At 44.2% G+C, this 25362-nt stretch carries 28 protein-coding genes; 15 read left to right on the top strand and 13 right to left on the bottom strand.

Features of this window, described 5'->3' with window-relative positions; genetic code table 11:
* Positions 1-92 precede the first annotated feature (92 nt).
* The 5 genes from BMW86_RS11285 to BMW86_RS11265 all read left to right on the top strand — a co-directional run bounded on the left by BMW86_RS11285 (position 93) and on the right by BMW86_RS11265 (position 5564).
* Positions 93-1127 carry a VWA domain-containing protein gene (locus tag BMW86_RS11285; RefSeq protein WP_089781859.1) on the top strand — a complete coding sequence of 345 codons (1035 nt, stop codon included), beginning with the start codon at positions 93-95 and terminating at the stop codon, positions 1125-1127.
* Positions 1124-1921, top strand: a complete 798-nt coding sequence (locus BMW86_RS11280; RefSeq protein ID WP_089781858.1) for a tetratricopeptide repeat protein — start codon at positions 1124-1126, stop codon at positions 1919-1921. The genes BMW86_RS11285 and BMW86_RS11280 overlap by 4 nt, the downstream gene beginning before the upstream one ends.
* Positions 1922-1965: 44 nt before the next feature.
* Complete coding sequence (gene ispG, locus BMW86_RS11275; RefSeq protein ID WP_089781855.1) at positions 1966-3906, top strand: (E)-4-hydroxy-3-methylbut-2-enyl-diphosphate synthase; 1941 nt, start codon at positions 1966-1968, stop codon at positions 3904-3906.
* Between the two features lie 338 nt (positions 3907-4244).
* Positions 4245-4529 (top strand): hypothetical protein, encoded by a 285-nt coding sequence (locus tag BMW86_RS11270; RefSeq protein ID WP_089781853.1) that lies wholly within the window; start codon positions 4245-4247, stop codon positions 4527-4529.
* A 126-nt stretch (positions 4530-4655) separates the two neighbouring features.
* Positions 4656-5564 carry a LysR substrate-binding domain-containing protein gene (locus BMW86_RS11265; protein ID WP_089781851.1) on the top strand — a complete coding sequence of 303 codons (909 nt, stop codon included), beginning with the start codon at positions 4656-4658 and terminating at the stop codon, positions 5562-5564.
* A gap of 53 nt (positions 5565-5617) precedes the next feature.
* Here BMW86_RS11265 and BMW86_RS11260 read toward each other — a convergent pair whose 3' ends face one another.
* The 5 genes from BMW86_RS11260 to BMW86_RS11240 form a co-directional block, all read right to left on the bottom strand.
* Positions 5618-6112: a lipocalin family protein gene (locus tag BMW86_RS11260; RefSeq protein WP_089781849.1), complete on the bottom strand. Its 495-nt coding sequence runs from the start codon at positions 6110-6112 to the stop codon at positions 5618-5620.
* A gap of 83 nt (positions 6113-6195) precedes the next feature.
* A complete protein-coding gene (locus BMW86_RS11255) occupies positions 6196-6660 on the bottom strand; it encodes a hypothetical protein (RefSeq protein WP_089781847.1) in 465 nt (154 codons plus the stop codon).
* A gap of 210 nt (positions 6661-6870) precedes the next feature.
* The gene (locus tag BMW86_RS11250) at positions 6871-7332 is read right to left on the bottom strand and encodes a hypothetical protein (protein WP_089781845.1); all 462 of its coding nucleotides are present in this window, start codon (positions 7330-7332) and stop codon (positions 6871-6873) included.
* Positions 7333-7830, bottom strand: a complete 498-nt coding sequence (locus BMW86_RS11245) for an RNA polymerase sigma factor (RefSeq protein WP_143056554.1) — start codon at positions 7828-7830, stop codon at positions 7333-7335.
* Positions 7831-7883: 53 nt separating this feature from the next.
* On the bottom strand, positions 7884-8345 hold the full coding sequence (locus BMW86_RS11240) for an SRPBCC family protein (RefSeq protein ID WP_089781841.1): 462 nt from the start codon (positions 8343-8345) through the stop codon (positions 7884-7886).
* 33 nt (positions 8346-8378) lie between these two features.
* On the opposite strand from BMW86_RS11240, the gene BMW86_RS11235 reads away from it, so the two are divergent.
* The 3 genes from BMW86_RS11235 (at position 8379) to recR (ending at position 12054) form a co-directional block, all read left to right on the top strand.
* A complete protein-coding gene (locus BMW86_RS11235) occupies positions 8379-9821 on the top strand; it encodes a RecB family exonuclease (protein WP_089781839.1) in 1443 nt (480 codons plus the stop codon).
* 120 nt (positions 9822-9941) lie between these two features.
* Entirely contained in the window at positions 9942-11411 is a 1470-nt protein-coding gene (locus tag BMW86_RS11230) for an Ig-like domain-containing protein (RefSeq protein ID WP_177189225.1), read from the top strand.
* Between the two features lie 25 nt (positions 11412-11436).
* Positions 11437-12054 (top strand): recombination mediator RecR, encoded by a 618-nt coding sequence (recR, locus tag BMW86_RS11225; RefSeq protein WP_089781835.1) that lies wholly within the window; start codon positions 11437-11439, stop codon positions 12052-12054.
* Positions 12055-12178: 124 nt separating this feature from the next.
* Here recR and BMW86_RS11220 read toward each other — a convergent pair whose 3' ends face one another.
* On the bottom strand, positions 12179-12382 hold the full coding sequence (locus tag BMW86_RS11220; RefSeq protein ID WP_089781833.1) for a hypothetical protein: 204 nt from the start codon (positions 12380-12382) through the stop codon (positions 12179-12181).
* 322 nt (positions 12383-12704) lie between these two features.
* Here BMW86_RS11220 and BMW86_RS11215 point away from each other — a divergent pair, with 322 nt between their 5' ends.
* From BMW86_RS11215 to BMW86_RS11190, 6 genes are all read left to right on the top strand, one after another.
* Positions 12705-13721 (top strand): homocysteine S-methyltransferase family protein, encoded by a 1017-nt coding sequence (locus tag BMW86_RS11215; RefSeq protein ID WP_089781832.1) that lies wholly within the window; start codon positions 12705-12707, stop codon positions 13719-13721.
* Positions 13722-13755: 34 nt separating this feature from the next.
* Positions 13756-16503, top strand: coding sequence for a methionine synthase (gene metH / locus BMW86_RS11210; protein ID WP_089781830.1), 2748 nt, complete (start codon positions 13756-13758; stop codon positions 16501-16503).
* Between the two features lie 24 nt (positions 16504-16527).
* Positions 16528-17289, top strand: a complete 762-nt coding sequence (locus BMW86_RS11205; protein WP_089781828.1) for an exodeoxyribonuclease III — start codon at positions 16528-16530, stop codon at positions 17287-17289.
* A gap of 2 nt (positions 17290-17291) precedes the next feature.
* Positions 17292-17594, top strand: coding sequence for a DUF4286 family protein (locus tag BMW86_RS11200; protein WP_089781826.1), 303 nt, complete (start codon positions 17292-17294; stop codon positions 17592-17594).
* Between the two features lie 308 nt (positions 17595-17902).
* The gene (locus BMW86_RS11195; protein WP_029465307.1) at positions 17903-18172 is read left to right on the top strand and encodes an HU family DNA-binding protein; all 270 of its coding nucleotides are present in this window, start codon (positions 17903-17905) and stop codon (positions 18170-18172) included.
* A 163-nt stretch (positions 18173-18335) separates the two neighbouring features.
* Positions 18336-18464, top strand: coding sequence for a 30S ribosomal protein THX (locus BMW86_RS11190; protein ID WP_089781824.1), 129 nt, complete (start codon positions 18336-18338; stop codon positions 18462-18464).
* 55 nt (positions 18465-18519) lie between these two features.
* On the opposite strand, the gene pdxH is transcribed toward BMW86_RS11190, so the two are convergent.
* Entirely contained in the window at positions 18520-19164 is a 645-nt protein-coding gene (gene pdxH / locus BMW86_RS11185) for a pyridoxamine 5'-phosphate oxidase (RefSeq protein WP_218149134.1), read from the bottom strand.
* A gap of 163 nt (positions 19165-19327) precedes the next feature.
* Between pdxH and BMW86_RS11180 the strand changes: the two genes are divergently transcribed.
* Positions 19328-20410 (top strand): DUF3298 and DUF4163 domain-containing protein, encoded by a 1083-nt coding sequence (locus BMW86_RS11180; protein WP_089781823.1) that lies wholly within the window; start codon positions 19328-19330, stop codon positions 20408-20410.
* 167 nt (positions 20411-20577) lie between these two features.
* Here the strand turns inward: BMW86_RS11180 and pyrH are convergent, their stop codons facing one another.
* The 6 genes from pyrH to BMW86_RS11150 all read right to left on the bottom strand — a co-directional run bounded on the left by pyrH (position 20578) and on the right by BMW86_RS11150 (position 25345).
* Positions 20578-21291 carry a UMP kinase gene (gene pyrH, locus BMW86_RS11175; protein ID WP_089781821.1) on the bottom strand — a complete coding sequence of 238 codons (714 nt, stop codon included), beginning with the start codon at positions 21289-21291 and terminating at the stop codon, positions 20578-20580.
* 161 nt (positions 21292-21452) lie between these two features.
* Positions 21453-22280, bottom strand: a complete 828-nt coding sequence (gene tsf / locus BMW86_RS11170; RefSeq protein WP_089781819.1) for a translation elongation factor Ts — start codon at positions 22278-22280, stop codon at positions 21453-21455.
* 120 nt (positions 22281-22400) lie between these two features.
* Positions 22401-23441 carry a 30S ribosomal protein S2 gene (gene rpsB / locus BMW86_RS11165; RefSeq protein WP_089781817.1) on the bottom strand — a complete coding sequence of 347 codons (1041 nt, stop codon included), beginning with the start codon at positions 23439-23441 and terminating at the stop codon, positions 22401-22403.
* A 74-nt stretch (positions 23442-23515) separates the two neighbouring features.
* On the bottom strand, positions 23516-23905 hold the full coding sequence (rpsI, locus tag BMW86_RS11160) for a 30S ribosomal protein S9 (RefSeq protein WP_089781816.1): 390 nt from the start codon (positions 23903-23905) through the stop codon (positions 23516-23518).
* Between the two features lie 14 nt (positions 23906-23919).
* On the bottom strand, positions 23920-24363 hold the full coding sequence (gene rplM / locus BMW86_RS11155) for a 50S ribosomal protein L13 (protein ID WP_089781814.1): 444 nt from the start codon (positions 24361-24363) through the stop codon (positions 23920-23922).
* Between the two features lie 289 nt (positions 24364-24652).
* Entirely contained in the window at positions 24653-25345 is a 693-nt protein-coding gene (locus BMW86_RS11150) for a zinc metallopeptidase (RefSeq protein ID WP_089781812.1), read from the bottom strand.
* Positions 25346-25362: the final 17 nt, after the last annotated feature.

The following is a 25362-nucleotide window of genomic DNA, read 5'->3' as shown; positions in this document are numbered from 1 at the left end:
ATCCCAACCTTTACATACTGTAAAACGTACTAAAAAATTTATATTTGATCTTTGTCTTTCCTACAAGACACATTTATTGAAACCTGAATAGGATGATGTTACGCTTTCAGCATAGTGAATATTTATGGGCACTGGCATTGTTGCTGGTATTACAACTTGCATTTATCAGTATCTCCTGGTGGAAACGCCGCTCTGTCCGTAAACTGGGAGACCCTGTACTGGTAGAAAAACTCTTTACCGGTTACTCCCGCCACCGTTTTGTTCTCCGCTTCCTGCTTATTTTCCTCGCATTCTTCTTCGGCGTATTGGGATTGGCCAATATGCAGAAAGGCAGCCGCATGGAAAAGATCACCCGTAAAGGTGTGGACGTGGTTATAGCCCTGGACGTAAGTAAAAGTATGCTGGCAGGAGACGTGAAACCCGATCGTCTCACCCGCGCCAAACAACTCATTTCCAAGCTGGTAGACAAACTCGATAACGACCGCGTAGGTCTCGTTGTATTTGCCGGTAACGCATACCTGCAGATGCCGCTCACTATCGACTACTCTGCCGCAAAAATGTACCTTACCACTGTCAGCCCCGATATGATCCCTACACAGGGTACCGCCATCGGTCAGGCTATCCAGGTCAGTGATGATGCATTCAATAAAAAAGAACGCAAACATAAATCGCTCATTATCATCTCCGATGGGGAAGATCATGATGAAGCCGCTATATCCAGGGCAAATGCGGCCTTTGATAACGGAGTAGTGATCAATACAATAGGTATTGGTTCTCCTACCGGTTCCCCGCTTCCTGATCCGGAAACCGGTACCTTCAAAAAAGATAAAGAAGGGAATACCGTTATCTCCAGGTTGAATGAAGAAGAACTGAAATCCATTGCCTCCGCAGGCAGAGGTATCTACGAACACCTGGATAACAACACAGAAGAAGTAGTGAATTCCCTGGTCCGTAAAATAGACAGTATGGAACAGAAAGAATTTGGCGAAAATATTTTCACAGACTACAACAGCTACTACCAGTATTTCCTGGCAATAAGTGCGCTCTTACTGGTAGCAGAGTTTTTTATTCCTGAAATCAGACGTAAGACCCGTGTAAACGTTGTTACAGCTACAGAAAAACCATGAGTACAGTACAATTAACTTATAAGACTATACTGGCAGGCACCTTAATATGCCTTGGAAGCAGCGCTTTTGCTCAAACCGGCAATAAATATATCCGTAAAGGAAACGAACTGTATCAGCAGAAACAGTACACCGATGCGGAAGCCAATTATAAAAAGGCATTGGAAGTAAACCAGCAGTCCGTAGAAGGACGATATAACCTGGGTAACTCCCTCTATGAACAAAAACGGTATGACGATGCCCGCACCCAGTATGCAAACAGCTTCAAACTGGCTCCCAATAAACAGGAGAAGGCAGACGCCAGCTACAATATAGGCAACACCTTCATGGAAGGAAAGAAATGGGAAGAGAGCATTAAAGCCTATAAAGAAGCACTGAAAATGAACCCTACCGATGAACAGGCCCGTTACAATCTGGCCTATGCGCAGGCCATGCTAAAGAAACAGCAGCAAGGCGGTGGAGGTGATAACAAGGATAATAAAGACAAGAATAAAGACCAGAAAAACAAGGATCAGAACAAAGACAATAAGGATAACAAAGACCAGAAAGACAAGGATAAGCAGGATCAGAACAAGAATAAAGATCAGCAGAACAAGGATAAACAGGACCAGGATAAGGATAAAAATAAAGATAAAGACAAAGATCAGCAGGATCAGAAACCAGAGCCACAGCCAAGTAAATTAAACAAACAGGAAGCTGAACGTTTATTACAGGCATTGGGTCAGGAAGAAAATAAACTGCAGGATAAAATGAAAAAGGCAAAAGGCCAGGCAGTACAGGTAGAGAAAGATTGGTAATTCAATTCGTTACCTTTGCTCCATAATATTCTCGAACATTATTTATGCAGCTATATAGTAATTCATTGACGGAGTATAAGCGGTTGGCCACTTTAGAAGTAAAAGTCGGGGATCTGCTGATAGGTAATTTCAATCCTGTACGTATACAAACCATGACCACCACGGATACCATGAACACCCTGGGTACCGTGGAACAAGCCATCCGTTGCATTGAAGCGGGAGCAGAACTGGTCCGCATCACCGCTCCCAGTAAAAAGGAAGCAGAAAACCTCCTCCCGATTCGTAATGAACTACGTAAAAGAGGGTACACCACTCCCCTGGTGGCAGATATCCACTTTACACCTAATGCAGCTGAAATTGCAGCCCGCATTGTGGAGAAAGTACGTATCAACCCGGGCAACTACGTAGACAAAAAGAAATTCGAAACACTTACTTATACAGATAGTGAATACCAGGAAGAGATAGAGCGTATTCACAAACAGTTCACCCCACTGGTAAAAATATGCCAGGAGTATGGAACTGCCATGCGTATAGGCACCAACCATGGTTCTCTCAGCGACCGTATCATGAGCCGCTATGGAGATACCCCCATGGGAATGGTAGAAAGCGCTATGGAATTTCTGCGTATCGCCGAAGATCTCAACTACCGCAACATCATATTAAGTATGAAGTCCAGCAACCCGCAGGTAATGGTGCAGGCTTACCGCCTTCTCATTCACACCATGCAGGAAGAACTGGGTCATGCTTATCCGCTACACCTGGGTGTAACAGAAGCCGGCGACGGTGAAGACGGCCGTATCAAATCGGCCGTAGGTATCGGCACCCTCATGGAAGACGGTATTGGAGATACCATCCGCGTATCCCTCACCGAAGATCCTGAATTCGAATTACCCGTATGCCGCGATCTCGTAAAGAGATATACTACCCGCGAAGGACATATGCCCATCCCACCGGTAGATCTGGTACCTTACTCTCCCTTTGCGTATAAACGCCGCGAAACACTGGCGGTAAATAACATTGGCGGTAAACAGGTGCCCGTAGTAGTAGCCGATCTTGGCGATCTGGAAGTAATCACACCAGATCACCTGAAAGCTATTGGTTACACCTACAATGCAGATACCGATAAATGGAATATAGCAGATGCTGCCGCTGATTATCTGTACCTGAACGAACCCTTAACCTTCACATTACCAGGTACATTAAAAGTGATAGTGCCTTATGTAATCTGGCAAACCTGTGAGGATAAGGAGAAATACATGCCTATCCTTTCCCTCATGGAATACCTGAAGGAAAAGGATAAATCCACCATTCTCAATTTCATCGACTTTAATACCGCCGTTGAATTTCCGGAAAAGATCCTGTCACAGCTGAAAACGGATACTACAGCAGTCCTGTGTCTGAACTCTTTCAATACGCATGCCATGCCGGAAATCCGCCGTGCCTTCATTACATTGCTGGACAACAACATACAGACACCCTGTATCCTGAAGTGTTTTGCATCAGATGAAACAGCAGACGAACAACTGATTCACGCAGCTACCGAAGCCGGCGCTTTACTGCTGGATGGCTTTGGTGATGGTCTCTGGCTGGTAAATACTGCCAACGGATCGGAATTCACAGATTACAACTTACTCAATAATATTTCCTTCGGCATCTTACAGGCCACCCGCACCCGTATTTCCAAAACAGAATACATTTCCTGCCCTTCCTGTGGCCGTACACTGTTCGACCTGCAGGAGACTACCGCCAAAATTCGCGCTGTCACTAATCACCTCAAAGGCGTTAAAATCGCCATCATGGGTTGTATTGTGAATGGCCCGGGCGAAATGGCCGATGCTGACTTCGGTTATGTAGGCAGTGGTGTAGGAAAGATCACGCTCTATAGGGGAAAAGAAGTAGTAAAACGTGGGCTGAGCAGCGATGTAGCTGTAAATGAACTGATAGACCTGATTAAGGAAAACGGCATGTGGGTAGAAACTAACTAAAAGAATAAGGGCTGTTGTTTCCAACAGCCCTGTGCAGCAGTGTGCTTTTTGAGGTTAACGGACGACTAAATGATTCAATAATGGGGTTATATAGTATCAGACAATCGAATTGTTATTTTATATATTATACCTAGTAGAGAAATATCATTGTTTAATTGTGTGACACAAAGGTACATGGGCGGATAGTCCCTGTCAAGCGTATTTATACGTAAAATAGCTGCGGGAACTACGTTTTAATAACTTGTAAACCAGCCTATTGCAACACGGCTATAAATAACACATTTCTACTACAGCTATAATCGAAAAAAGTCTTAAATTTTCAGTAAAATCAATTGACTATGAAAAAGTTCCTTACCGGAATGTTCGCATTGTTAATAGGCGCATCAGTGTCTATGGCGCAAACACCTGCAGCCCCTGCAAAACCTGCAAAGAAGGAGAAAGCAAAAACTGAGCAAACTGCTACACCTGCTCCGGCTACCGCTGCTCCTAAAGTAAAGAAAGATGGTACGCCTGACAAACGTTTCAAAGAAAACAAAGCTGCAGCAGCAGAAGGACCAAAGAAAAAAGATGGTACTCCTGACAAACGCTACAAAGCAAACAAGGCTCCTGAGAAAAAATCATAATCCCTAACGGGAAATTTCTAAAGAGGCTGACAAGAAGTTCTGTCAGTGCTTCCGGACCATCAACGTCAGAAGCCCTGCACTGGCTTACTCGTCAGCCTCCACTTTTTTATTTCGTACCTTTAACGCATGTTGGATTTCAGGCTAAAAGTTTTCTATACAGTTGCCAGGCGGCTCAGCTTCACCAAGGCTGCAGAAGAATTATTCATCTCTCAGCCAGCCGTTACCAAACATATCCATGAACTGGAACAACAGCTTGGAATGGCCATGTTTGAACGAATAGGTAACCGTATCAAAATAACCCGCGCCGGTCAGATACTCCTGAAACATGCAGATGATATCTTCACCAGCTACCGCAACCTGGAATACGAGATCAATCAGCTGAAACATGCCCAGGGCGGCCTGCTTCCCTTAGGCGCCAGCACAACCATCGCACAATACTTCATACCACCCGTACTCGCACAGTTTAACCTGCGTTACACAGATGTAACAGCTTCGTTAATGAGCGGCAATACAGAACAAATAGAACAGGCCCTCTTTGATAAAACAATTCAGCTGGGCCTCATCGAAGGCCGTTCCAAAAATCCGGTGTTGAAATACGTGGAATTTGCCAAAGATGAGATAGCCCTCATTGGCAACGTAAACTATACTTATGGGGATAATATGCCCCTTACCGCAGCTACCTTAAAAACCATTCCCCTTCTTATGCGGGAACAAGGCTCAGGTACACTGGAGGTAATTACAGATGAACTCAAACGCCTTAAGCTCAAACTAACAGATTTGCAGATTGCTATGTACATGGGTAGTACTGAAAGTATAAAATCATATCTCCATCATGCCCCCTGCGCAGCATTTCTTTCCTTACAGGCAGTAAAGCGGGAACTGGAAGCCGGGGAATTCAAGATCCTTCCCGTAAAGAACTTCCGCCTGGTACGTAAGTTCCATTTCATTCACCTACAGGGACAGCAGGATAAACTGGCCCAGTTGTTCATGCGCTTTGCCCGTCAGAACGCAGGTACTATAACGCAAAACGCTTAATGCCGCATGCAATCGCATGAAACATTAAGCGCTTTATAACAGATACTGATATATTAACTACGCTGCAGCGTATAAATGATAGCACCAGTCTTATCCTCATAATTCACACTAGCCTTCCACTCCATAGTAGTGTTGCTCAGAGAACTAATTTCAACTCTGTAACCATCAGTTACATTCTTTGCCTTCAAACCGGTTCCCACTTTCTTGAACTGGAACATGTCTGCACCATTCAGTTTATATAAAGACCATACAATTGGCTGTGTTGCAGTACTACAACCATCGTCGGTAGAAGATAATGTGTAAGAACCATTGGCATTGGATGGTAATACCCACTGGCTGCCTTTAAAACAACCAAAAGAAGCCTGATCAAAAACGGTCACTTTAGAATGTGCCGGAATACCTTCAAAACGGATATCGGTTACAATCCAGCTGCCTTTTACAGAGCCTTTACTGATACTTTGTGTTGTGCCGGCTGCGGACTGCGTCTTGCAGGATATCGTAAAAAATGCCGCCACCAGGCATAACATAGCAAGTGTAAGATGTTTCATGTACAAAATAGTTTGATGTTTAAGTAACCGTTTACCGGCGCAAGATGTGGAAAGACAAGAAATGTACCAAAATAGACTTTCCGTTATTTAACAACTGGCTGGCTCATTGGTTGTGAGGTAGGATATATTTGTAGCAGATGCTGTTCCAGCTGGGAATATTTCTGATAAAAATAAAAGGTACTGGCTATTAATGCCATAATAATCACACATAAAGCAATAAATGCACAACGCCACCAGATACTGATAGTCATAGTCCTCTTCTGAGCCTGTATAATGTATGTGTGACCTTGTTTTTGTTTGGTGTCAGTTTTAGTAGGGGGCTCTTCCCACTGAATACGTTCTGCGATTCTGTTCCACACCTGTGCCGGAGGAGCAATACCACCCTCTTCTCCCAATCTCTGCAGTTTATATTCCATAGTGGCGATCTCTCCATTCAACTGGGGATAAATATTCCGCATACGCTCAAACATCACTACCTCATCGCGGGTAGCGAGACCAAGCAAATAGCTTTCGATAATGCCACTTTCTATGTAATCTTCCAGATCCAAGATAGTATTGTAAATAGATTGATGGTTATAATTGAGAGTTCAGGTCAACCCCTTCTTCCGCAGTAATCAGACTTTCAAATGTCAAATTAACTTAATTCATTTCCAAATAAAACCCAACAATATTATGCAAGTTTTTTTATCAGATTGATTATGAAATGATTATTGTTACAACAATTAATTACTACCAGCTGGCACCTGTCTGTATGGAGTTTATTTTGTGGGAACACGGTACTCTATCCGGGAAGAAGGTTGCGCTAATTTCTCCTGTGACTGCCGGTATTTGAGGTAAAAATAGATAGCAGCAAACAGGCATATTTTAGACACAATGAATACCATGATAAAAAATAGTTTCCACCACCTGTGGACCGTGATATAGTCCTGATTTTTGGATTGTATATTGATGAAGGTGTAGTTCGACTTATCTTTCCCTGTAGTATTTTTTTCCTCGTCCCAGTTGATGCGCTGAAAAACCCTGTCCTTTAGTCTTGATGGGGGTTGTACCCCCTCTGTTAAAGCAGCCATCTCTATTCTACGCTCTACAATACGAAGCTCCGTATTCAGTTGCGGATACAGCTTTCTCATGTACTGCAATTCCTCTATTTCCGCTGCAGTAGCAAGACCCAGCGCGTAGCTTTCAATAATGCCGCTTTCTATATAGTGATCAAGTTCCAATTAGTTATTTAAGAATTTTCTAAAGGCAACCATTGCTTCTCTCAACTGACTGGCAACTTCTTCAGGATGCAGTCCCAGCATACGGGCCACAGCTTCCCTGGATAGTCCTTTGTAGTAACACAACCGGAATACTGTCTGTATTCCTTCCGGTAACCCTGTTGTAAAGCGAAACAACAAACTCCCGTTACTCACCATTGTTCCGTTATCTTCCAACTCCCCGACAGCAAGCTTTAAAGCCATCTGTCGTGCTACTCTCCTCATCCAGCCAAACAGGGTAATATCACCAGAATCTCTGTATGCGACAGCATCGTTGAAGATATATACGAAAACCTGAGCAAGTGCGTTTTCTGCTTTCTCATTATCTGCAATAACCTGGAGAATTATAGTGTAAAGTGCAGGACCGTAATGATCATATATCATCTCTCTGGCCCCGGGGTCTCCGGCCATCAAACGCTCTGAAAGTATATAATCGTCGATATGAACAGCTGATTGCTGCAAATTGTTATAGGTTTAAAGCTAACTAAGATAATATTAAATCATGAATGCCTCACCTATTTGAATAATTCATTCACCTGCTGTTTCCGGTACTCAAAAATATCATCCAACTGCTTTTTTACGAATAATCCATGTGCGAATCGTCCTAATATACCAAAAGGCATCTCATAGTGAACAATATCCGTCATTTTTACCCCACCTGTTACCCTTTCAAAATGATGTTGATGATGCCACAGACTATAAGGCCCTCTCCGCTGCTCATCAACAAAATACACCCCTTCCTTTACATGTGTGATCTCCGTCACCCAGCGCAGTGGGATCCCCAGTACCGGACGTACTTTATAGGTAATGATCTGACCTGCATACACAGGTTTCCCTGTTTGGGGAGATGTAACATCATAACGCATGTAGGACGGTGTGATACGCTCCAGGTTCTCCGCCGCCGAAAAGAAGTCCCATGCCTCATCCAGACTGGTATTTATCACTTGCTCGTACTCTAAACGATAGATTTTTCCCATAACTTTATACGACTTGCATTTTCAAATATAGTCATGTCTACAGATCAATACGAACATCATCTTCCTGAAGTATATAATTTACCGAAACAACCTTTCGCCCGTAAGGTCCTGACAATCATGCGCTATATTGCCTGTGAGCTGGATACTCCTTACAGTGGGGATGATCTGTTGTTCTCTATTTTACACTTTGATTTCTTTAATATCCCGGCAGAAGAAATAGCCAAAGTAAGCCGGCGTGTAGCAGAAAGAGGTTATAAGGATAAAACCTCACTCCGGCAATATCTGAAGGAATGGCATAACTCCCATGGCCTCACCATGTTCACCCCCGCGGCGGAACAGGCAATGATGGAATTCAGTCCCTTACTGGAAAGCTGGATACGGGCAGCACAGCAGGTATCTCTTCAACAACTGTTTACGATCATTATTAATGAAGAACGCATAAGTCGCTCACTGAGAATTAATGAAGAAGACAGCCACCATTTACCTGAAATAGTGCTTTTCAATGCATTTATTGCTGAAGAAGTCCTCCGGGAGCCCACACTTACACTCATTGGCTTTATGAATAAGATAGATGAGATAGAAAGGGTTGATAACGTATTACCGTCTCCTATCCTTTCACCGGAAATACCGGCAATGGACCCGCTTTTCATAAATCCACTGTTATCAGGCTTTATGATGAACGTAACCGCGCTTAACAATTACTTAGACTGTCCCCTGGGCTTCTTCTATAAAAGTATTATCCGCGCACCTTATGGCCGCTCTGAAAGCATGGAGTTCGGCTCTGCCGTGCACCATGCAGTGGAAAAGCTGTTCCAGAAAATGCAGGATAATGACACCAACACCTTTCCCTCAACAGAAGAGTTCATCGAAGACTTTTTACAATACATGACCCGTAACCCGGAATCATTTACCAAAGAGGCTTTTGAACGCAGGCTGCAATATGGCAGGGAAATCCTTACCAACTATTACAACACTTACATCAGCCAATGGAATAAAGTGGTAAGCGTAGAACGCAACATCCGTAACGTGCTGGTAAGCGGCGTTCCCCTCAAAGGCAAAATCGACAAACTGGAATTTGACGGCAACAAAGTAAACCTGGTAGATTACAAAACCGGTAGCTACGAGAAGGCTGCTGTAAAGCTCCACAAGTTCGATCCCCCGGGAGAATACACCCCCAACGGAGGCGATTACTGGCGACAGGCAGTCTTCTACAAAATCCTCCTGGACAACTACAAACAAAAGAACTGGCAGGTAACCAGCACAGAATTCGACTTTATAGAACCTGATACTCAGAACATCTACCGGAAAGAAAAAGTCACCATCACACCCGCTGACGTAACCACCGTTACCCAACAGATCGTCTCCACCTGGAACAAAATCCAGGAAAAGGACTTCTACACTGGCTGTGGCAAAGCAAACTGCCGCTGGTGCAACTTTGTAAAAGAGAACAATCTATATATAACCCTGCACCAGTAGTACAAAAATCCGGCAATTAGCGTAGCCCTCTCTTGTAAAAGACAAAGCTTCCACCCGGATTTGGATTTTACTGTTTGGAATTTGATCTTTGGTCCCGGTTTTCGGAATAATAAAATGAAAATGAAGCAGAACTTTCGTGCCGGGATATCCTGGTTGTTAATAATAGGTGCCTCTATCCTCTTACTCCCCCGCTGTGCCAACATAGTACCTCCCAGCGGTGGTCCAAAGGATACTACAGCTCCAAAGCTGGTAAGTGCCAACCCATCGGACTCAACCCTGCACTTCAAAAGCAAAAAGGTGGTCCTTACTTTTGATGAATATGTAGAGTTAGACAATATCTTTGATAAACTGATCGTATCACCTACGCTCAAACGTACCCCCACCGTAACTGCCAAGCTGCACACTGTGACGATGACAATCAAGGATACACTGGCACCCAATACCACCTACACCTTTAACTTTTCCGATGCCATTAAGGATATCAATGAGCGTAATCCCATCCAGGAATACTCCTACGTAGTCTCTACAGGAGATTACCTCGATTCCTTACAGGTAAGAGGTTATATCATAAATGCTGAAACCGGTAAACCAGACAGTAACGTATCCGTAATGATATACCGCCACAATGAAGACTCCGTAGTCTCCAAAGAAAAGCCGGTATACTACGCCCGTTCCAAAGGGAATGGTAGCTTCTGGTTCAAAAACATGGCTCCCGGCGATTACAAACTGTTCGCACTCAAAGAAGAAGATAAAGACCTTCAATACAACCAGCCAGGGGAACTCATCGCTTTCGAAGACAGTCTCATACACCTGCGGGAGCAAAACATCAAAGATGTTACCATGCTGCTGTTCCTGGAAAAAGATAGTACCCTGAAGGAGCCGGGAGAAATGGGCAATGAGCCGCCACCAGAAGAAGAACATAAAGAAAAAGACAAGGATAAAGAGAAAAAGAAGAAACGTCATATCACCGTCGCACCTACCCTCTCTGATAATCACCAGGATCTGGGCCAGCCCCTGCTCCTCACTTTCAGCGGACCGGTAAAAACAATGGACAGTACCACGTTCCTCTTAACACAGGATACCACTAATACACCTGTAAGATTCTCTGTCTCCTTTGATTCTACCCGTACCAAACTCTCCGTTCAGTACACCTGGAAAGAGGGTACACCCTACAGGCTCATCATCCCTAAAGAATCTATCACAGATACAACAGGGCTATCGCTGGCAAAAGCCGATACCATCAAATTCATGTCAAAGAAAGAGTCTGACTACGGCAGAGCCATGGTAACCCTGCATCTCAGCGATAGCGCCAAAGCACAGATAAATGATTCTATGCACATTGTGGTACAGCTGATCAAAGACAAAGAGATCAAATATTCAGGCACTCTCGTCAATGGTACCTGGGTAAAAAAACTGATCCAACCGTCTGAATATGAGGTAAGAATCCTGCTGGACAACAACAATAACGGGAAATGGGACCGCGGTGTATACTTTGGAACGCCTAAAAAACAACCGGAAAGAGTGGTCAATTTCCCTAAAAAAGAAAACATAAAAGCCAACTGGGGAGTACCCATCCGCCTCACGCTTTAACGGTGGATTTTTATAACTTTGCGATATGATCTTTTCTTCAGCCCTGATAGAAAATGCGGTAAATGAATTTGCCCGCTTGCCGGGCATTGGCAAGAAAACAGCATTAAGACTGGTATTACATCTCCTGAAACAGGACCCTGCACAGGTACAATTATTTGGCGAAGTGGTAACACGCATGCGGCAGCAGATCAAATTCTGTAAAAACTGCCACAATGTATCCGACGAAGAAATTTGCAGCATCTGCGCAAGTACCTCCCGCAACAAGGCCATCGTATGTGTGGTAGAAACCATACGGGACGTAATGGCCATAGAAAGCACACAGCAATTTAATGGCGTATATCATGTATTGGGTGGTATCATCTCTCCCATTGATGGTATTGGTCCGGAACAACTGAACATCTATTCCCTGGTAGACAGGGTACAACAGCAGGGTGTAGAGGAAGTAATCATGGCACTAAGCCCTACAATAGAAGGGGATACAACCATTTATTATCTCTCCAAAAAGTTGAAAGAATCTCCTGTAAAAATTACTACAATTGCCCGTGGTATTGCCTTTGGTGGCGAACTGGAATATGCGGACGAAATGACCCTGGCCCGGTCTATCTCCAACAGGCTCCCATTAGAAAGTTATGTGCAAAAGTAAGCTGAATGCTTAATACGGGGGCGTATTACTCATTCAGCTTAAAGAATAATACGGATGTTAAATAACACCCGTGTGTGTTTAACCTGTAATTCCACGTTATGAAAAAGCTAAAAACGGTTGGTTTTTAATTTATGTCTCTTAATGGTGTTAGCTCATCCTGTTTCCCATCTCTCTCCTGTAACTCTTTCCAACGCTGCATTTCCGTATGGTTCAAAAAACAGATCTTGAAAATTGCGGACTCTTCACTTACTGTCTCTTCCGGTACCGGGTACAACCCAAATTGCGCCAAGTGTTTCTGCAAGCTCTGTACATGCTTAGAAATACTCATAGTAATTAATTAATTTGAAAACAAGGTTAATCAACTAAGCGGGCAATGGTGGGTGCTCCTTTTAATTATAACAGCACTGACAATACGTGTTTCTTTGCATGGCAATTTTCTATTACTCTACAAATATAGTAGACTTTTAGATTCTAAACAAAATTTTAGTTTTTCTTTAATAATTGTAAAATTGGGAAATAACAGTTCTGTGCAGCGTATACAGCTAATTTATAGTCAATTATTAAGTACCTTTGCAGTGCTTCCGCAGGTGGATTTGTTTATTGTTCGACCTCCGGTAACATAAACAGTAACTAATAAACGCATTAAACATATGAAATCATTATCCCAGTGCGCAGCAGAGCGCATTCTGATTATTGATGGGGCCATGGGGACCATGATCCAGCGCTACAAGCTGGAAGAAGAAGATTACAGAGGGGAACGATTCAAAAACCATCACTCAGATGTGAAAGGTAATAATGACCTGCTCTGTCTTACACAACCCCAGATCATCGAAGACATACATAAGGAATACCTGGAGGCAGGGGCGGATATCATTGAAACCAATACCTTCAGCAGCACTACAATTGCCATGGCCGATTACGACATGCAGCACCTCGCATTCGAAATGAATGTAGCCGCCGCACGTATCGCCAAAAAAGCAGCCACTGAATACACCCTTAAAACCCCCGACAAGCCAAGGTTTGTAGCGGGAGCTATAGGGCCCATGAATAAAACACTGTCTCTTTCCCCGGATGTAAACAATCCAGGGTTCCGTTCTGTTTATTTCGATGAAGTGGTAGTTGCCTACTACGATCAGATAAAAGGACTGCATGAAGGTGGAGTAGATATTTTACTCATAGAAACCATCTTTGATACGCTCAACAGCAAAGCCGCCATTTACGCCATTAAGAAATACTTCCGCGATATCAACCAGCCGGAATTGCCTGTTATGATATCAGGTACCATCACGGATGCATCAGGAAGAACCCTGAGCGGACAAACACTGGAAGCCTTTTACATATCAGTAATGCATGTAAAGCCTTTCTCCGTTGGTCTTAACTGCGCATTGGGCGGTGCCCAGATGCGGCCGCATATCGAGGAACTGTCACAGATTGCCGCATGTAATGTAAGCTGCTACCCCAATGCAGGTTTACCAAATGCCTTCGGCGAATATGATGAGACACCTGACGAAACAGCACATATCATAGAAGATTTTGCCAAAGAAGGTTTTGTAAATATTGTAGGTGGATGTTGTGGTACAACCCCGGATCATATCCGCCACATTGCAGAACATGTGAAATCGCTGAAACCAAGACCATTACCGGTGCTTGCTACAGAACTTGTGTAAAAGTAAATAGTCCTCATAACTACCACAGCAACAAATGAGCGAAACATTAACTACTGAAGATATTTTAAAGGATCAGGATGATAAAAAGGTGATTAAACCTTTCCTGCGCCTGAGCGGTCTGGAACCTCTGGTGGTAAGACCGGAAACAAACTTTCTCAATATCGGTGAACGTACCAACGTAACCGGTTCTAAAAAGTTTGCCCGCCTTATCCGTGAAGGATTATATGAAGAAGCGCTCTCCGTTGCCCGCCAGCAGGTGGAAAACGGTGCACAGATCTTAGACGTGAACATGGATGACGCACTCCTCGACGGAGAAGTTGCCATGACCACCTTCCTCAACTTACTCGCTTCAGAGCCGGACATCTCCAGGATTCCGGTAATGATAGACTCCAGTAAATTCAGCATCATAGAAGCCGGCCTCAAATGCCTGCAGGGTAAATGTATCGTGAACTCTATCAGTCTTAAAGAAGGCGAAGAGAAGTTCATAGAACATGCCACAATCTGTAAGAGCTTTGGCGCTGCCGTAGTGGTAATGGCCTTCGACGAACACGGACAGGCTGATACTGAAGAGAAAAAAGTGAGCTTCTGCCACCGCGCCTACAAGATCCTTACAGAACAAGTAGGTTACGATCCACAGGATATCATCTTCGACCCAAACATATTTGCCATCGCTACGGGTATAGAGGAGCATAATAACTACGCAGTAGACTTTATCAATGCTACCCGCAGGATCAAGCAACTGATGCCCCTCACCAGCATAAGCGGTGGTGTAAGTAATATTTCCTTCTCTTTCCGTGGTAACGACGTTGTGCGTGAAGCCATGCACTCCGCATTCCTGTATTATGCCATCAAAGAAGGCATGAACATGGGCATTGTGAATGCAGGTATGCTGCAGATCTACGATGAAATCGAACCTACCCTGCGCGAACTGTGTGATGACGCCATCCTCAACCGCCGGGAAGATGCCACAGAACGTCTCATTAACTACGCCGAAACCGTAAAGGCAAAAGGCAAAGTGATAGAGAAAGATGAAACCTGGCGCCTCGGTACCGTGCAGGCAAGACTCAGCCATGCGCTGGTAAACGGTATCACAGACTATATCGAAGCAGATACAGAAGAAGCCCGCCAGTTATATCCCCGCCCCCTCGATGTAATCGAAGGTCCGCTGATGGATGGAATGAACATCGTGGGAGATCTCTTCGGAAGCGGTAAGATGTTCCTGCCACAGGTAGTAAAGAGCGCCCGTGTAATGAAAAAATCTGTAGCCGTCCTCACTCCTTTCATTGAAGAAGAAAAGCTGAGATTAGTGGAACAGAATGGCGGTAAGGTAAAGGCTGCAGGTAAAATACTCCTGGCCACTGTAAAAGGAGATGTTCACGATATCGGTAAAAACATCGTAGGTGTAGTATTAGGCTGTAACGGATACGACATTATAGATATGGGTGTAATGGTTCCTGCAGATAAAATCCTGCAAACCGCCCGCCTGGAAAACGTAGACATTATTGGCCTGAGTGGTCTGATCACTCCCAGCCTGGATGAAATGGTACACGTGGCCCGTGAAATGAAACGGCAGAACTTTAATGTTCCCCTGTTAATTGGCGGTGCTACCACTTCCCGTACCCATACCGCTGTGAAAATAGCGCCTGAGTATGAACATGGTGTAGTACACGTACTGGATGCTTCCCGTAGCGTAACTGTTACCGGCAGCCTGCTTAACAAAGCACTTAAAAAGAACTTCCTGGGAGAAGTAACAACCGAATACGATAAACTCAACGAGAGTTTCAAGAATAAAAAATCTACCAAACAATTCCTCTCCATCGCCGATGCCCGCAAGAATAAAGCGATCACCGACTGGACCGGCTTCGTGCCTGTAAAGCCTAAGAAGCTGGGAGTACAGGTATTCCACGCATACGACCTGGCAGAGATTGCTCAATATATCGACTGGCATCCTTTCTTCATCTCCTGGGAACTGCACGGTAAATTCCCGCAGATCCTCACAGACGAAATAGTAGGCGTAGAAGCTACTCGCCTCTACAACGATGCGAAAGATATGCTCAAACGCATTATCGAAGAAAAATGGCTCACTGCAAACGCAGTAATAGGGTTGTTCCCTGCCAGCAGGACCGCAGACGACACCATCACGGTAGAATCTCCCAAAGGAGGAAAAGTAAACCTCGAATCTATCAGGCAGCAGGTGAAGAAAGCGCCGGGACAACCCAACTACTCCCTCGCCGACTTCATTGCCCCCGCAGAATCAGGTATCCAGGACTATATGGGTGGCTTTGCCGTAACAACCGGTAATGACATAGAAATATGGCTGGAAAGATTCAAACAGGATCATGATGATTATAGCAGCATTATGCTGAAAGCCCTGGCAGACCGTCTTGTAGAAGCATTTGCAGAACTGATGCATGAACGTGTAAGAAAAGAATGGTGGGGATATGCGACAGAAGAACATCTTACCAAAGAGGACCTTATTAAAGAGGAATACCTTGGTATCCGTCCTGCGCCAGGTTATCCTGCATGCCCGGAACATACTGAAAAGTATAAGCTGTTCGACATGCTGGATGCTACTGAAAACACAGGCATTTCATTAACCGAATCTCTTGCCATGATGCCCGCTTCCAGTGTAAGCGGCTGGTACTTCGCCAATCCTGCCGCCAAATACTTCGGTATCGGTAAGATCGAAAAAGACCAGGTGATAGACTATGCCGAACGTAAAGGCTGGCCTGTGGAAGAAGCGGAGAAATGGTTACGGCCGGTGCTGGAATATGATATGTAATTCCCACATTATTTAATACTGATCATGAGAATTGTTTCCTATAACGTAAATGGCCTGCGTTCCGCAATGACCAAAGGTTTTACCGATTGGTTGCGTACAGATCCTGCTGATATCATCTGCCTGCAGGAAATAAAAGCCCATAAAGACAATGTAGATCATCAGCAGTTCGACGAACTTGGTTACGAACACTACTGGTATCCTGCGCAAAAGAAAGGCTACAGCGGTGTTGCGGTGCTGACTAAAATCAAACCTACCAATGTACAGTATGGAAACGGTTACATGCAAAGCGATGCTGAAGGCCGTGTTATCCGCATAGACTTCGGAGATATCACCCTTATCAATACTTACATTCCTTCAGGTACCAGCGGAGACGAGCGTCAGACCTATAAATACCAATGGCTTGACGAGTTCTACGGCTATCTGGAAGAGCTAAGGAAAACAAGGCCCAACGTAATAGTATGCGGCGATTACAATATCTGTCATAAACCTATCGATATCCACGATCCAGTAGGTAATAAAAACTCTACCGGTTTCCTTCCTGAAGAAAGGGCCTGGATGGATAAGTTGTTCAATAATGGATTTGTAGACACTTTCCGGCAGTTTCATCCGGAACCTCATCAGTACAGCTGGTGGAGTTTTCGTGCTAATGCAAGGGCTAATAATAAGGGATGGCGCATAGATTACATCAATGTAACAGCTCCTTTACAACCACGTTTACTGCATGCACAGATATGGCAGGATGTTAAACATTCTGATCACTGCCCTGTTTTTCTGCAATTAAGTTAATCATGATTATCTATAACGTAACTACCAAAGTAACCAACAATATCAATGAAGAATGGCTCCGGTGGATGAAACAGGAGCATATTCCCAAGATAATGGCTACTGGTCTTTTCCACGATTTCCGCATCTGCAGATTGCTGGAACAGGATGATCAGGATGGTCCAACCTACTCAATACAGTACTTTACTGATACACTGGAAAACTACCAGACTTACCTCTCAGAGCATGCTCCGGCGCTTCGCCAGTCGTCGTATCTGCTCTTCGGAAGCCAGTTTGTATCATTCCGAACGGTGATGCAGGTAGTATAACTACCTAAACTTATCCACAGGAAATCCACTGTTTATAAGGGGTTTAGACTTTGGTACAATACTTGAATACATACAGCGTTTATTATAATTACCATGGCAAACACTCTATAGTGGCCGATCTCAGAATGTGATAGGGTAATACCCTACGTTACCATGACAATGGTGAATCTTCTGTAACCGTTACCTGTAGGCGTTTTCAGCCGATAGTTTTTTGTTTAAAAATAATTCAAAAAATTTGGTAATCTGATAAAACGCGCTATATTTGCTCACATCAAACATTTTAATTAACTAGTTAAATCTTACTAGCTATGAACAAAGCCGAATTAATCGACAAGCTGGCAAAAGACGCCGCGATCACTAAAACCCAGGCTAATGAAGCTCTGGATTCTTTTACTAAAGCTGTTGCTGATACCTTGAAAAAAGGTGGAAAAGTAACTTTAGTAGGTTTTGGAACTTTCTCTGTTTCTAAACGTGCTGCACGTAACGGTAGAAACCCGCAGACTGGTCAGATCATCAAGATCAAGGCTAAGAAAGTTGCTAAATTCAAAGCTGGTAAGGCTCTGTCCGACAAGCTTTAGTCTGTTAGCTTAACTTATTCAAGCAAGGAACACTTCTGTTTCTTGCTTTTTTTTTGCCCGTATACAGGCGGAGAGTAGTATGAATTAAGCGAATTAGCGTAATTTGCGTGAAATTAGCGGACTCAGGTCCCTATCATATTAAACGTCAACAAAACTATTAACAATGGGTAGAGGTGATATCAAAACCAAAAAAGGTAAAATTTTCAGTGGTTCTTTCGGCAAGTCAAGACCTGCCAAACCAGCTAAGGCTGCCGCTGAAAAGAAAGCTGCCGCTGCTGCAAAGCAAGCTTAAAACATTTTGAATGATCAATTACTGATGACCAGTAATTGATCATTCGTAATTATTATCAGGGAGCCAGACGCTCAATCTTCCAGCTATTTCCTTCCTGACTGTACAGTAAACGATCATGCAGGCGATTACTACGTCCCTGCCAGAACTCCATCCTCACCGGCTTTACAGCATAACCACCCCAATACACAGGACGCTCCGGTTCTTCCAACACATATTTCTCTGCCAGTATCTGCACCTGTTCTTCCAGGAAACTTCTGTGCGGAACCACCCTACTCTGAGGAGAAACAATCGCGCTTAAACGGCTACCGGCCGGACGGCTGTTATAATATTCATCACTCATCGCAGCAGATACCTTACTAACAACGCCGTCTATACGTACCTGCCTTTCCAGCTCCCGCCAGAAGAACAACAGCGATACATTCGGGTTGGCTGCCATCTCCAGCCCCTTGCGACTTTCGTAATTTGTAAAAAACACAAAACCATCCGCATCAAAACTCTTCAGCAGCACAATACGTGCAGACGGATATCCATCCGGAGTACTGGTTGCCAGCGTCATGGCATTGGGTTCATCCACTTCACTGGTGGTAGCATCTTTCCACCAACGATTAAACTGTTCTAATGGTTCCGGAGCAACATCATGCTCATCCAGGGAGGCCAGGCGGTAATCTTTACGCAGGTCTGCAACTTGTTTATTCAACATGGGCCTATAATTTTCTGTTCCGCAAAGATAGTAGATCGATGAGTCCCTATAACATGATTATCATCATAGGCAATTTTTTTGAAGGGGTTTTGCAGGGCTTTGCTCTGTACTCAAAGATCAAACTCAGTCACTACCAAATATTAATATTTAGTACTTTTATAACATGAGAACTATCCTTTTTGCTATTACCTGTTGCGTCTTTATGTCCTGCGGCAGGCAAGCCAAACATCATAACTCTGTAACGTTACCAAACTTTACTACCACTCCTTATTACTATGTACACCTCAAAGGCAAACTCGGTGATCAGGCAGTAACAATGGACCTTGTAAAATCCGGCCCCTGGATGTACAAGGGATTTTATACCTATGACGGGATAGGGGAACCAATTACAATATGGGGAAGCCCGAACAATAACGGGAAGATTGTGCTCAATGAAAACACCGACCGGGACGATGAAAGATACTTTACAGGACAGCTTGATAGTACTGGCACTTTTAAAGGCATTTGGCGGGGTAATAAAACGTCCCATCCATTTACCTTAAAGCCCGATTTTGATGACGCTACGGGGCTGGATGTGTATTATGCGGCCGATTCTGTAAAGTTGCTGCCAGACAATCCGGCTACACCAATAGGCGAAGCCAGTAACTGCATCTTATGGCCAACGGCATCAATGGAAGAACCTGTGGCAGACTTTATGCGGAAAAGCTTTGCAGATGGTAAACAGGTGGATAACGTAAGGCAGTATATAAAAAGAGATATCGATTCCTTCCTCCTTACCTATAAAACAGGCGCGGCAGACATGGACACTACCGGTGGTATACCAGCTACCGCCAACTGGTCGGCAGATGCAGATATGAAAGTAGTCTGGAATCACTACCCGATCCTGTCTGTTGAATATTTCAGTTATGAGTATACGGGAGGGGCACATGGTAATTATGGCGCTTATTACCAGGTGCTTGATCTGGAAAAAAAGAAGATCCTCAAACCGGAAGATATTTTCAAACCAGAATATAAAACCGCACTGATCCCGGAACTGGCAAAGTCTTTCCGTAAAGCATTCAAGATGGGAGAAGATGATTCAATTGAGGGGATGCTGTTGCAAAAAAATATCAAACCAAACAACAACTTTTATCTCACAGATAAAGGGGTCGCATTCAGCTATACACCATACGAGATAGGCCCCTATGCCCTCGGACAGGTCACTTTGTTCATCCCCTTTAAGGATATCAAATCGTTATTAAAATAAGACTCGGTTTTTTGTGATGATGTGAAGCATCATCACAAAAAACTAAAGGGATTTTGCAGGGCTTCGCCCTGCACCCAAAAAATATGAACCCGATTGCAGTTCAAACTATAAAAAAAGCGGAATACTAAGTATTCCGCTTTTTTTATAGCAATGATTTAACGTAAAGTTCAGCCGGTTACTAACGTACCCACATTTTTACCCATAATCACCTGTAACAGGTTACCTACCCTGTTCATATCGAACACAATGATAGGCAGTTTATTTTCCTGACAAAGCGTAAACGCCGTCATGTCCATCACGTTTAAAGACTTCTGGTAGACTTCGGAAAAGGAGATCGTTTCATAACGGGTAGCAGTAGGGTCCTTTTCAGGGTCTGCCGTATAAATACCATCTACACGGGTCCCTTTCAGAATCACGTCTGCCTGTATTTCTATGGCACGCAGAGAAGCGGCGGTGTCTGTAGTGAAATACGGGTTACCGGTACCGGCTCCGAATATTACCACACGACCTTTCTCCAGGTGACGGATTGCACGGCGGCGGATGTAAGGTTCAGCGATCTGTTCCATTTTGATAGCAGATTGCAGACGGGTATACAGCCCGGCCTTTTCCAGCCCGCTTTGCATAGCCATACCGTTGATTACCGTTGCAAGCATCCCCATGTAATCTCCCTGCGCTCTTTCAATACCGGTTTCTGCTTCATTCATTCCCCGGTAAATGTTCCCGCCACCAATTACGATGGCTACCTGAACACCCAGATCTGTTGCAGCTTTGATATCGTATGCATACTGCGAGATCACTTTGTGATCGATACCATAATTACCATCTCCCATCAGGGATTCCCCACTCAGTTTGAGTAAAATACGTTTATACTTTGGCAACATGATTATTGAAAAATGATATTGAGATTGTAGTTAGAGAATAGATTACTGGGCCCGAAGATACAAAAAATGCGGAACGCTTCATGCTTAATACAAACCGCTCCGTATAGGCACAAAAAAAAGGAGAGAACCAAATGTCTCTCCTTTTCTCACAGGTAAGTGAATTACCCTAATGCGATCCTGGTAAAGCCAGTTACCTTCAGATCTGCGCTAACAGATTTCAGGTAATCAGCTACAGACTTGTTGTTATCCTTAACAAAAGCCTGCTGTAACAGGGTATTATCTTTATAGAACTTGTTGATCTTGCCTTGTGCTATCTTCTCTGCCATCTCAGCTGGTTTACCTTCAGCTTTGATCTGGTCAATTGCGATATCTCTTTCACGAGCGATCAGTTCAGCAGGTACGCCGTCTGCATCAACTGCAATCGGGTTCATAGCTGCGATCTGCATAGCTACATCTTTACCTACTTCTTCAGATACAGGCTGGGAGAAACCAACCAGTACACCCATACGGTAAGTACCGTGGATATAGGAAGTAACGGAAGCAGCAGTGATTTTTTCAAACTTAGCCAGGGTGATTTTTTCACCGATCTTAGCTACCTGATCGTTCACTTTATCTGCAACGGTTGCACCATCCAGGGTAGCTGCACCCAGTTCTTCAACTGTGTTAACACCTGTGCTGATAGCGAGATCAACTATAGCCTGAGCAAATTTGATGAAGTCTTCATTCTTAGCAACGAAGTCAGTTTCACAACCTAATGCTACTACAACACCAGATTTACCATCTGCTGCAGTTTTAGCAATGATTACACCTTCTTTAGTTTCACGGTCGGAACGCAGCGCTGCTACTTTCTGTCCTTTCTTACGCAGGTAATCCACTGCTTTTTCGAAATCACCATCACTTTCAACCAGTGCTTTTCTGCAATCCATCATACCTGCTCCGGTTTGCTGACGCAGTTTGTTCACATCAGCGGCTGTAATTGTTGCTGCCATAAATTATAATGAGTTTAAATCAATTAAGGTTTAGTTTATCCATTCTAATGATCAATTGCGAATCACGGATCAAAGATATCCACGACTCGCAATTGATTATTTGTAGTAGATTATTCGGAATTATCTTCCTCCGCCACCAGGTCTTGGACCACCACCGGAACCAGCTGGGCGACGTTGTCCGCCTGCACCACCGCCACCGGGTCTTGTACCGCCACCACCGGGACCACGGCCAGGACCACCAGGTCTGTTACCGCCGCCACCACCGGGCCTGTTACCACCGCCGCCGCTGCCGCCACCGGGACCACGACCAGGTCCACCAGGACCACGGCCACCACCGCCAGGACCACCACGACCAGGACCACCTGGTTTACGACCTCTCTCACCACGATCATCACCACCTTCCAGCTCAAATTTCAGAGCCTGGTTGTCTGCTTCTTCCTCTTCTATAACGTCGTCAGTTTTTTCGTTAGCTCTTTCAGCCAGACCTTCTGCAATTGCTGCAGCAATGTAGTTGGTGATGATTGCTATTGATTTAGTGGCGTCATCATTTGCAGGAACTGCAAAGTCAACTTTGGTAGGATCTGAGTTAGTATCTACCATACCGAAGGTAGAAACACCCAGGCGACGAGCTTCTGCCAGTGCAATGTGCTCATGGCTGATATCCACCAGGAATAATGCGGCAGGAACACGGGCCAGCTGAGCGATACCGCCCAATACTTTCTCCATTTTTTCCTTATCGCGTGTTAATGTCAGACGTTCTTTCTTGGTAATGCTATCGAATGTTCCGTCAGTCAGCATCTTTTCAATGCTCTGCATTTTCTTAACACTCTTACGGATAGTAGCGAAGTTGGTTAACATACCACCTAACCACCTTTCGGTAACGTAAGGCATGTTCACGCGTTTTGCAGCTTCTGCTACGATTTCTTTAGCCTGTTTCTTCGTGGCCACGAACATGATCTTCTTACCACTCTTCGCGATAGATTTCAGGGCAGCTGCTGCTTCCTGTAAACCTTCAACTGTTTTGTTAAGATCAATGATGTGAATACCTTTCTTTTCTGCGAAAATATAAGGCAGCATCTTAGGATTCCACTTTTTCTTCAGGTGACCGAAGTGTACACCTGCCTCCAGTAATTGCTGCTGTAATGAGGTATTATTTTCCATGTTATTGTAATCTGTTATAAAGGATCAATGTTAATAATCTGCGATCAGCGATTAGCCTTACGCATTCACCACAACTAGCGTTTAGAGAACTGGAAGCTTCTTCTTGCTTTACGTTTACCTGGTTTCTTACGCTCAACGCCTCTAGGATCACGTTTCAGCAAACCAGCCGCTTTCAATGCAGGACGGAACTCAATGTTCACCTCACACAATGCACGCGCAATACCCAGTTTCACGGCTTCTGCCTGACCTTTGATACCACCACCGGCAGCATTAACCTTTATATCAAATTTATCCAGTACGTCTACTGTTTTCAACGGAAGTTCAACCTGATTCTGCAGGTAAACTAACGAGAAGTATGTTTTATAGTCCTTGTCGTTGATGATAACGTTACCAGTACCCTTGCTGATATAGATACGGGCAACAGCTTCCTTACGACGACCAATGGTATTTTTTTGCTTTTCCATGTATCAGAGAAGAATTAGAAAGTTAAGGATTTAGGTTTCTGCGCTGTGTGCGGATGTGCAGCACCGGCATATACAAACAATTTTTTGTACATAGCACGTCCCAGGCGATTCTTAGGCAACATACCCTTTACAGCCCTTTCTATTACTACTTCTGGTCTGCGGTTGATCAGTTCTTTAGCAGTTTCTGCTTTCTGGCCACCTGGATAACCGGAATATGTTAAATATTCCTTGTCATTCCATTTATTACCCGTTAACTGCACTTTTTCAGCGTTGATAACGATAATAAAATCACCACAGTCAGTATGAGGTGTGTAGTAAGGTTTGTTCTTACCTCTTAAAATGGACGCAATCTTAGCGCTCATCCTGCCCAATGTCAGGTTGGTAGCGTCTACAATGTGCCAGTCACGCGTTACGGTTGCGTCGTTGGCCGATTTAGTCTTAAAGCTTAAAGTATTCATTATAGTATATAATAAAATTTATACGTCTTACAAACTATCCCAAACAATTTGGGAGGGCAAAGCTAACTTTCTTACTTCGAATAACAATGAATTTTGGCAACTTTTTTACAAGCGCCCTTGCAATGTATTGATTATCAATAAATATTTTGACGATTAGTTATTAACACACGTTCCCATTATTTAAAGTCAGCTATTTTTATACTGATAAATACGACTTAACATATCTACTATATACTACATACAAAAGCCGGAAGCATAACTGCTTCCGGCCTTCATTGGGTAAATATCCTTAATTGCGGTTCCGGGAAACACCCATATATATTAATATATACTGGAACAGAGTAACCACTGAAGCCAGCGCCGCTACCACATAAGTCATGGCAGCCCACCACAAAGCATCCTTGGCCTTGTCATGCTCTTCCCGCCTCATCAGGTTCGTATTATCCAGCCAGGCCAGCGCCCTGCGGGAAGCATCAAACTCTACCGGCAACGTAATCAGTGAAAAGAGCGTCGTTACTGCAAACAGGATGATCCCGCCCAACAATAAGGTCGGAAACACATTTATCAGCAGAATCCCCCCCAATAGTACCCACTGTACCAGGTTAGAGCTAAACTGCACCGCTGGCACCAATTTAGAACGCATTGATAACCAGGGGTATGCCCGGTCATGCTGCACAGCATGACCGCACTCATGCGCTGCAATTGCTGCGGCGGCTACATTGGCCCCGCTATATACATCAGGACTGAGATTCACTGTTTTATTGGCTGGATCATAGTGATCGGATAAGAAACCATCCACGGAAACCACCTGCACATCGTAAATCCCGTTCTCCTTCAGCATCTTCTCGGCAACTTGCTTACCGATAAGACCAGAAGAGGTCGGAACCAGGCTATATTCCCTGAATTTACCCTTCAACCGCAAACTAACCAGCATGCTGATACCTATAAATATCAGCGATACGATCATAATTCCAGGTGTCATAATTATAGAATAAAGGT

The organism is Chitinophaga sp. YR573, from assembly GCF_900110995.1.
In the GTDB taxonomy this organism is placed as follows: domain Bacteria; phylum Bacteroidota; class Bacteroidia; order Chitinophagales; family Chitinophagaceae; genus Chitinophaga.
The sequence above is the reverse complement of the archived record's forward strand: the minus strand, read 5'-3'. Positions and strand labels throughout refer to the sequence as shown.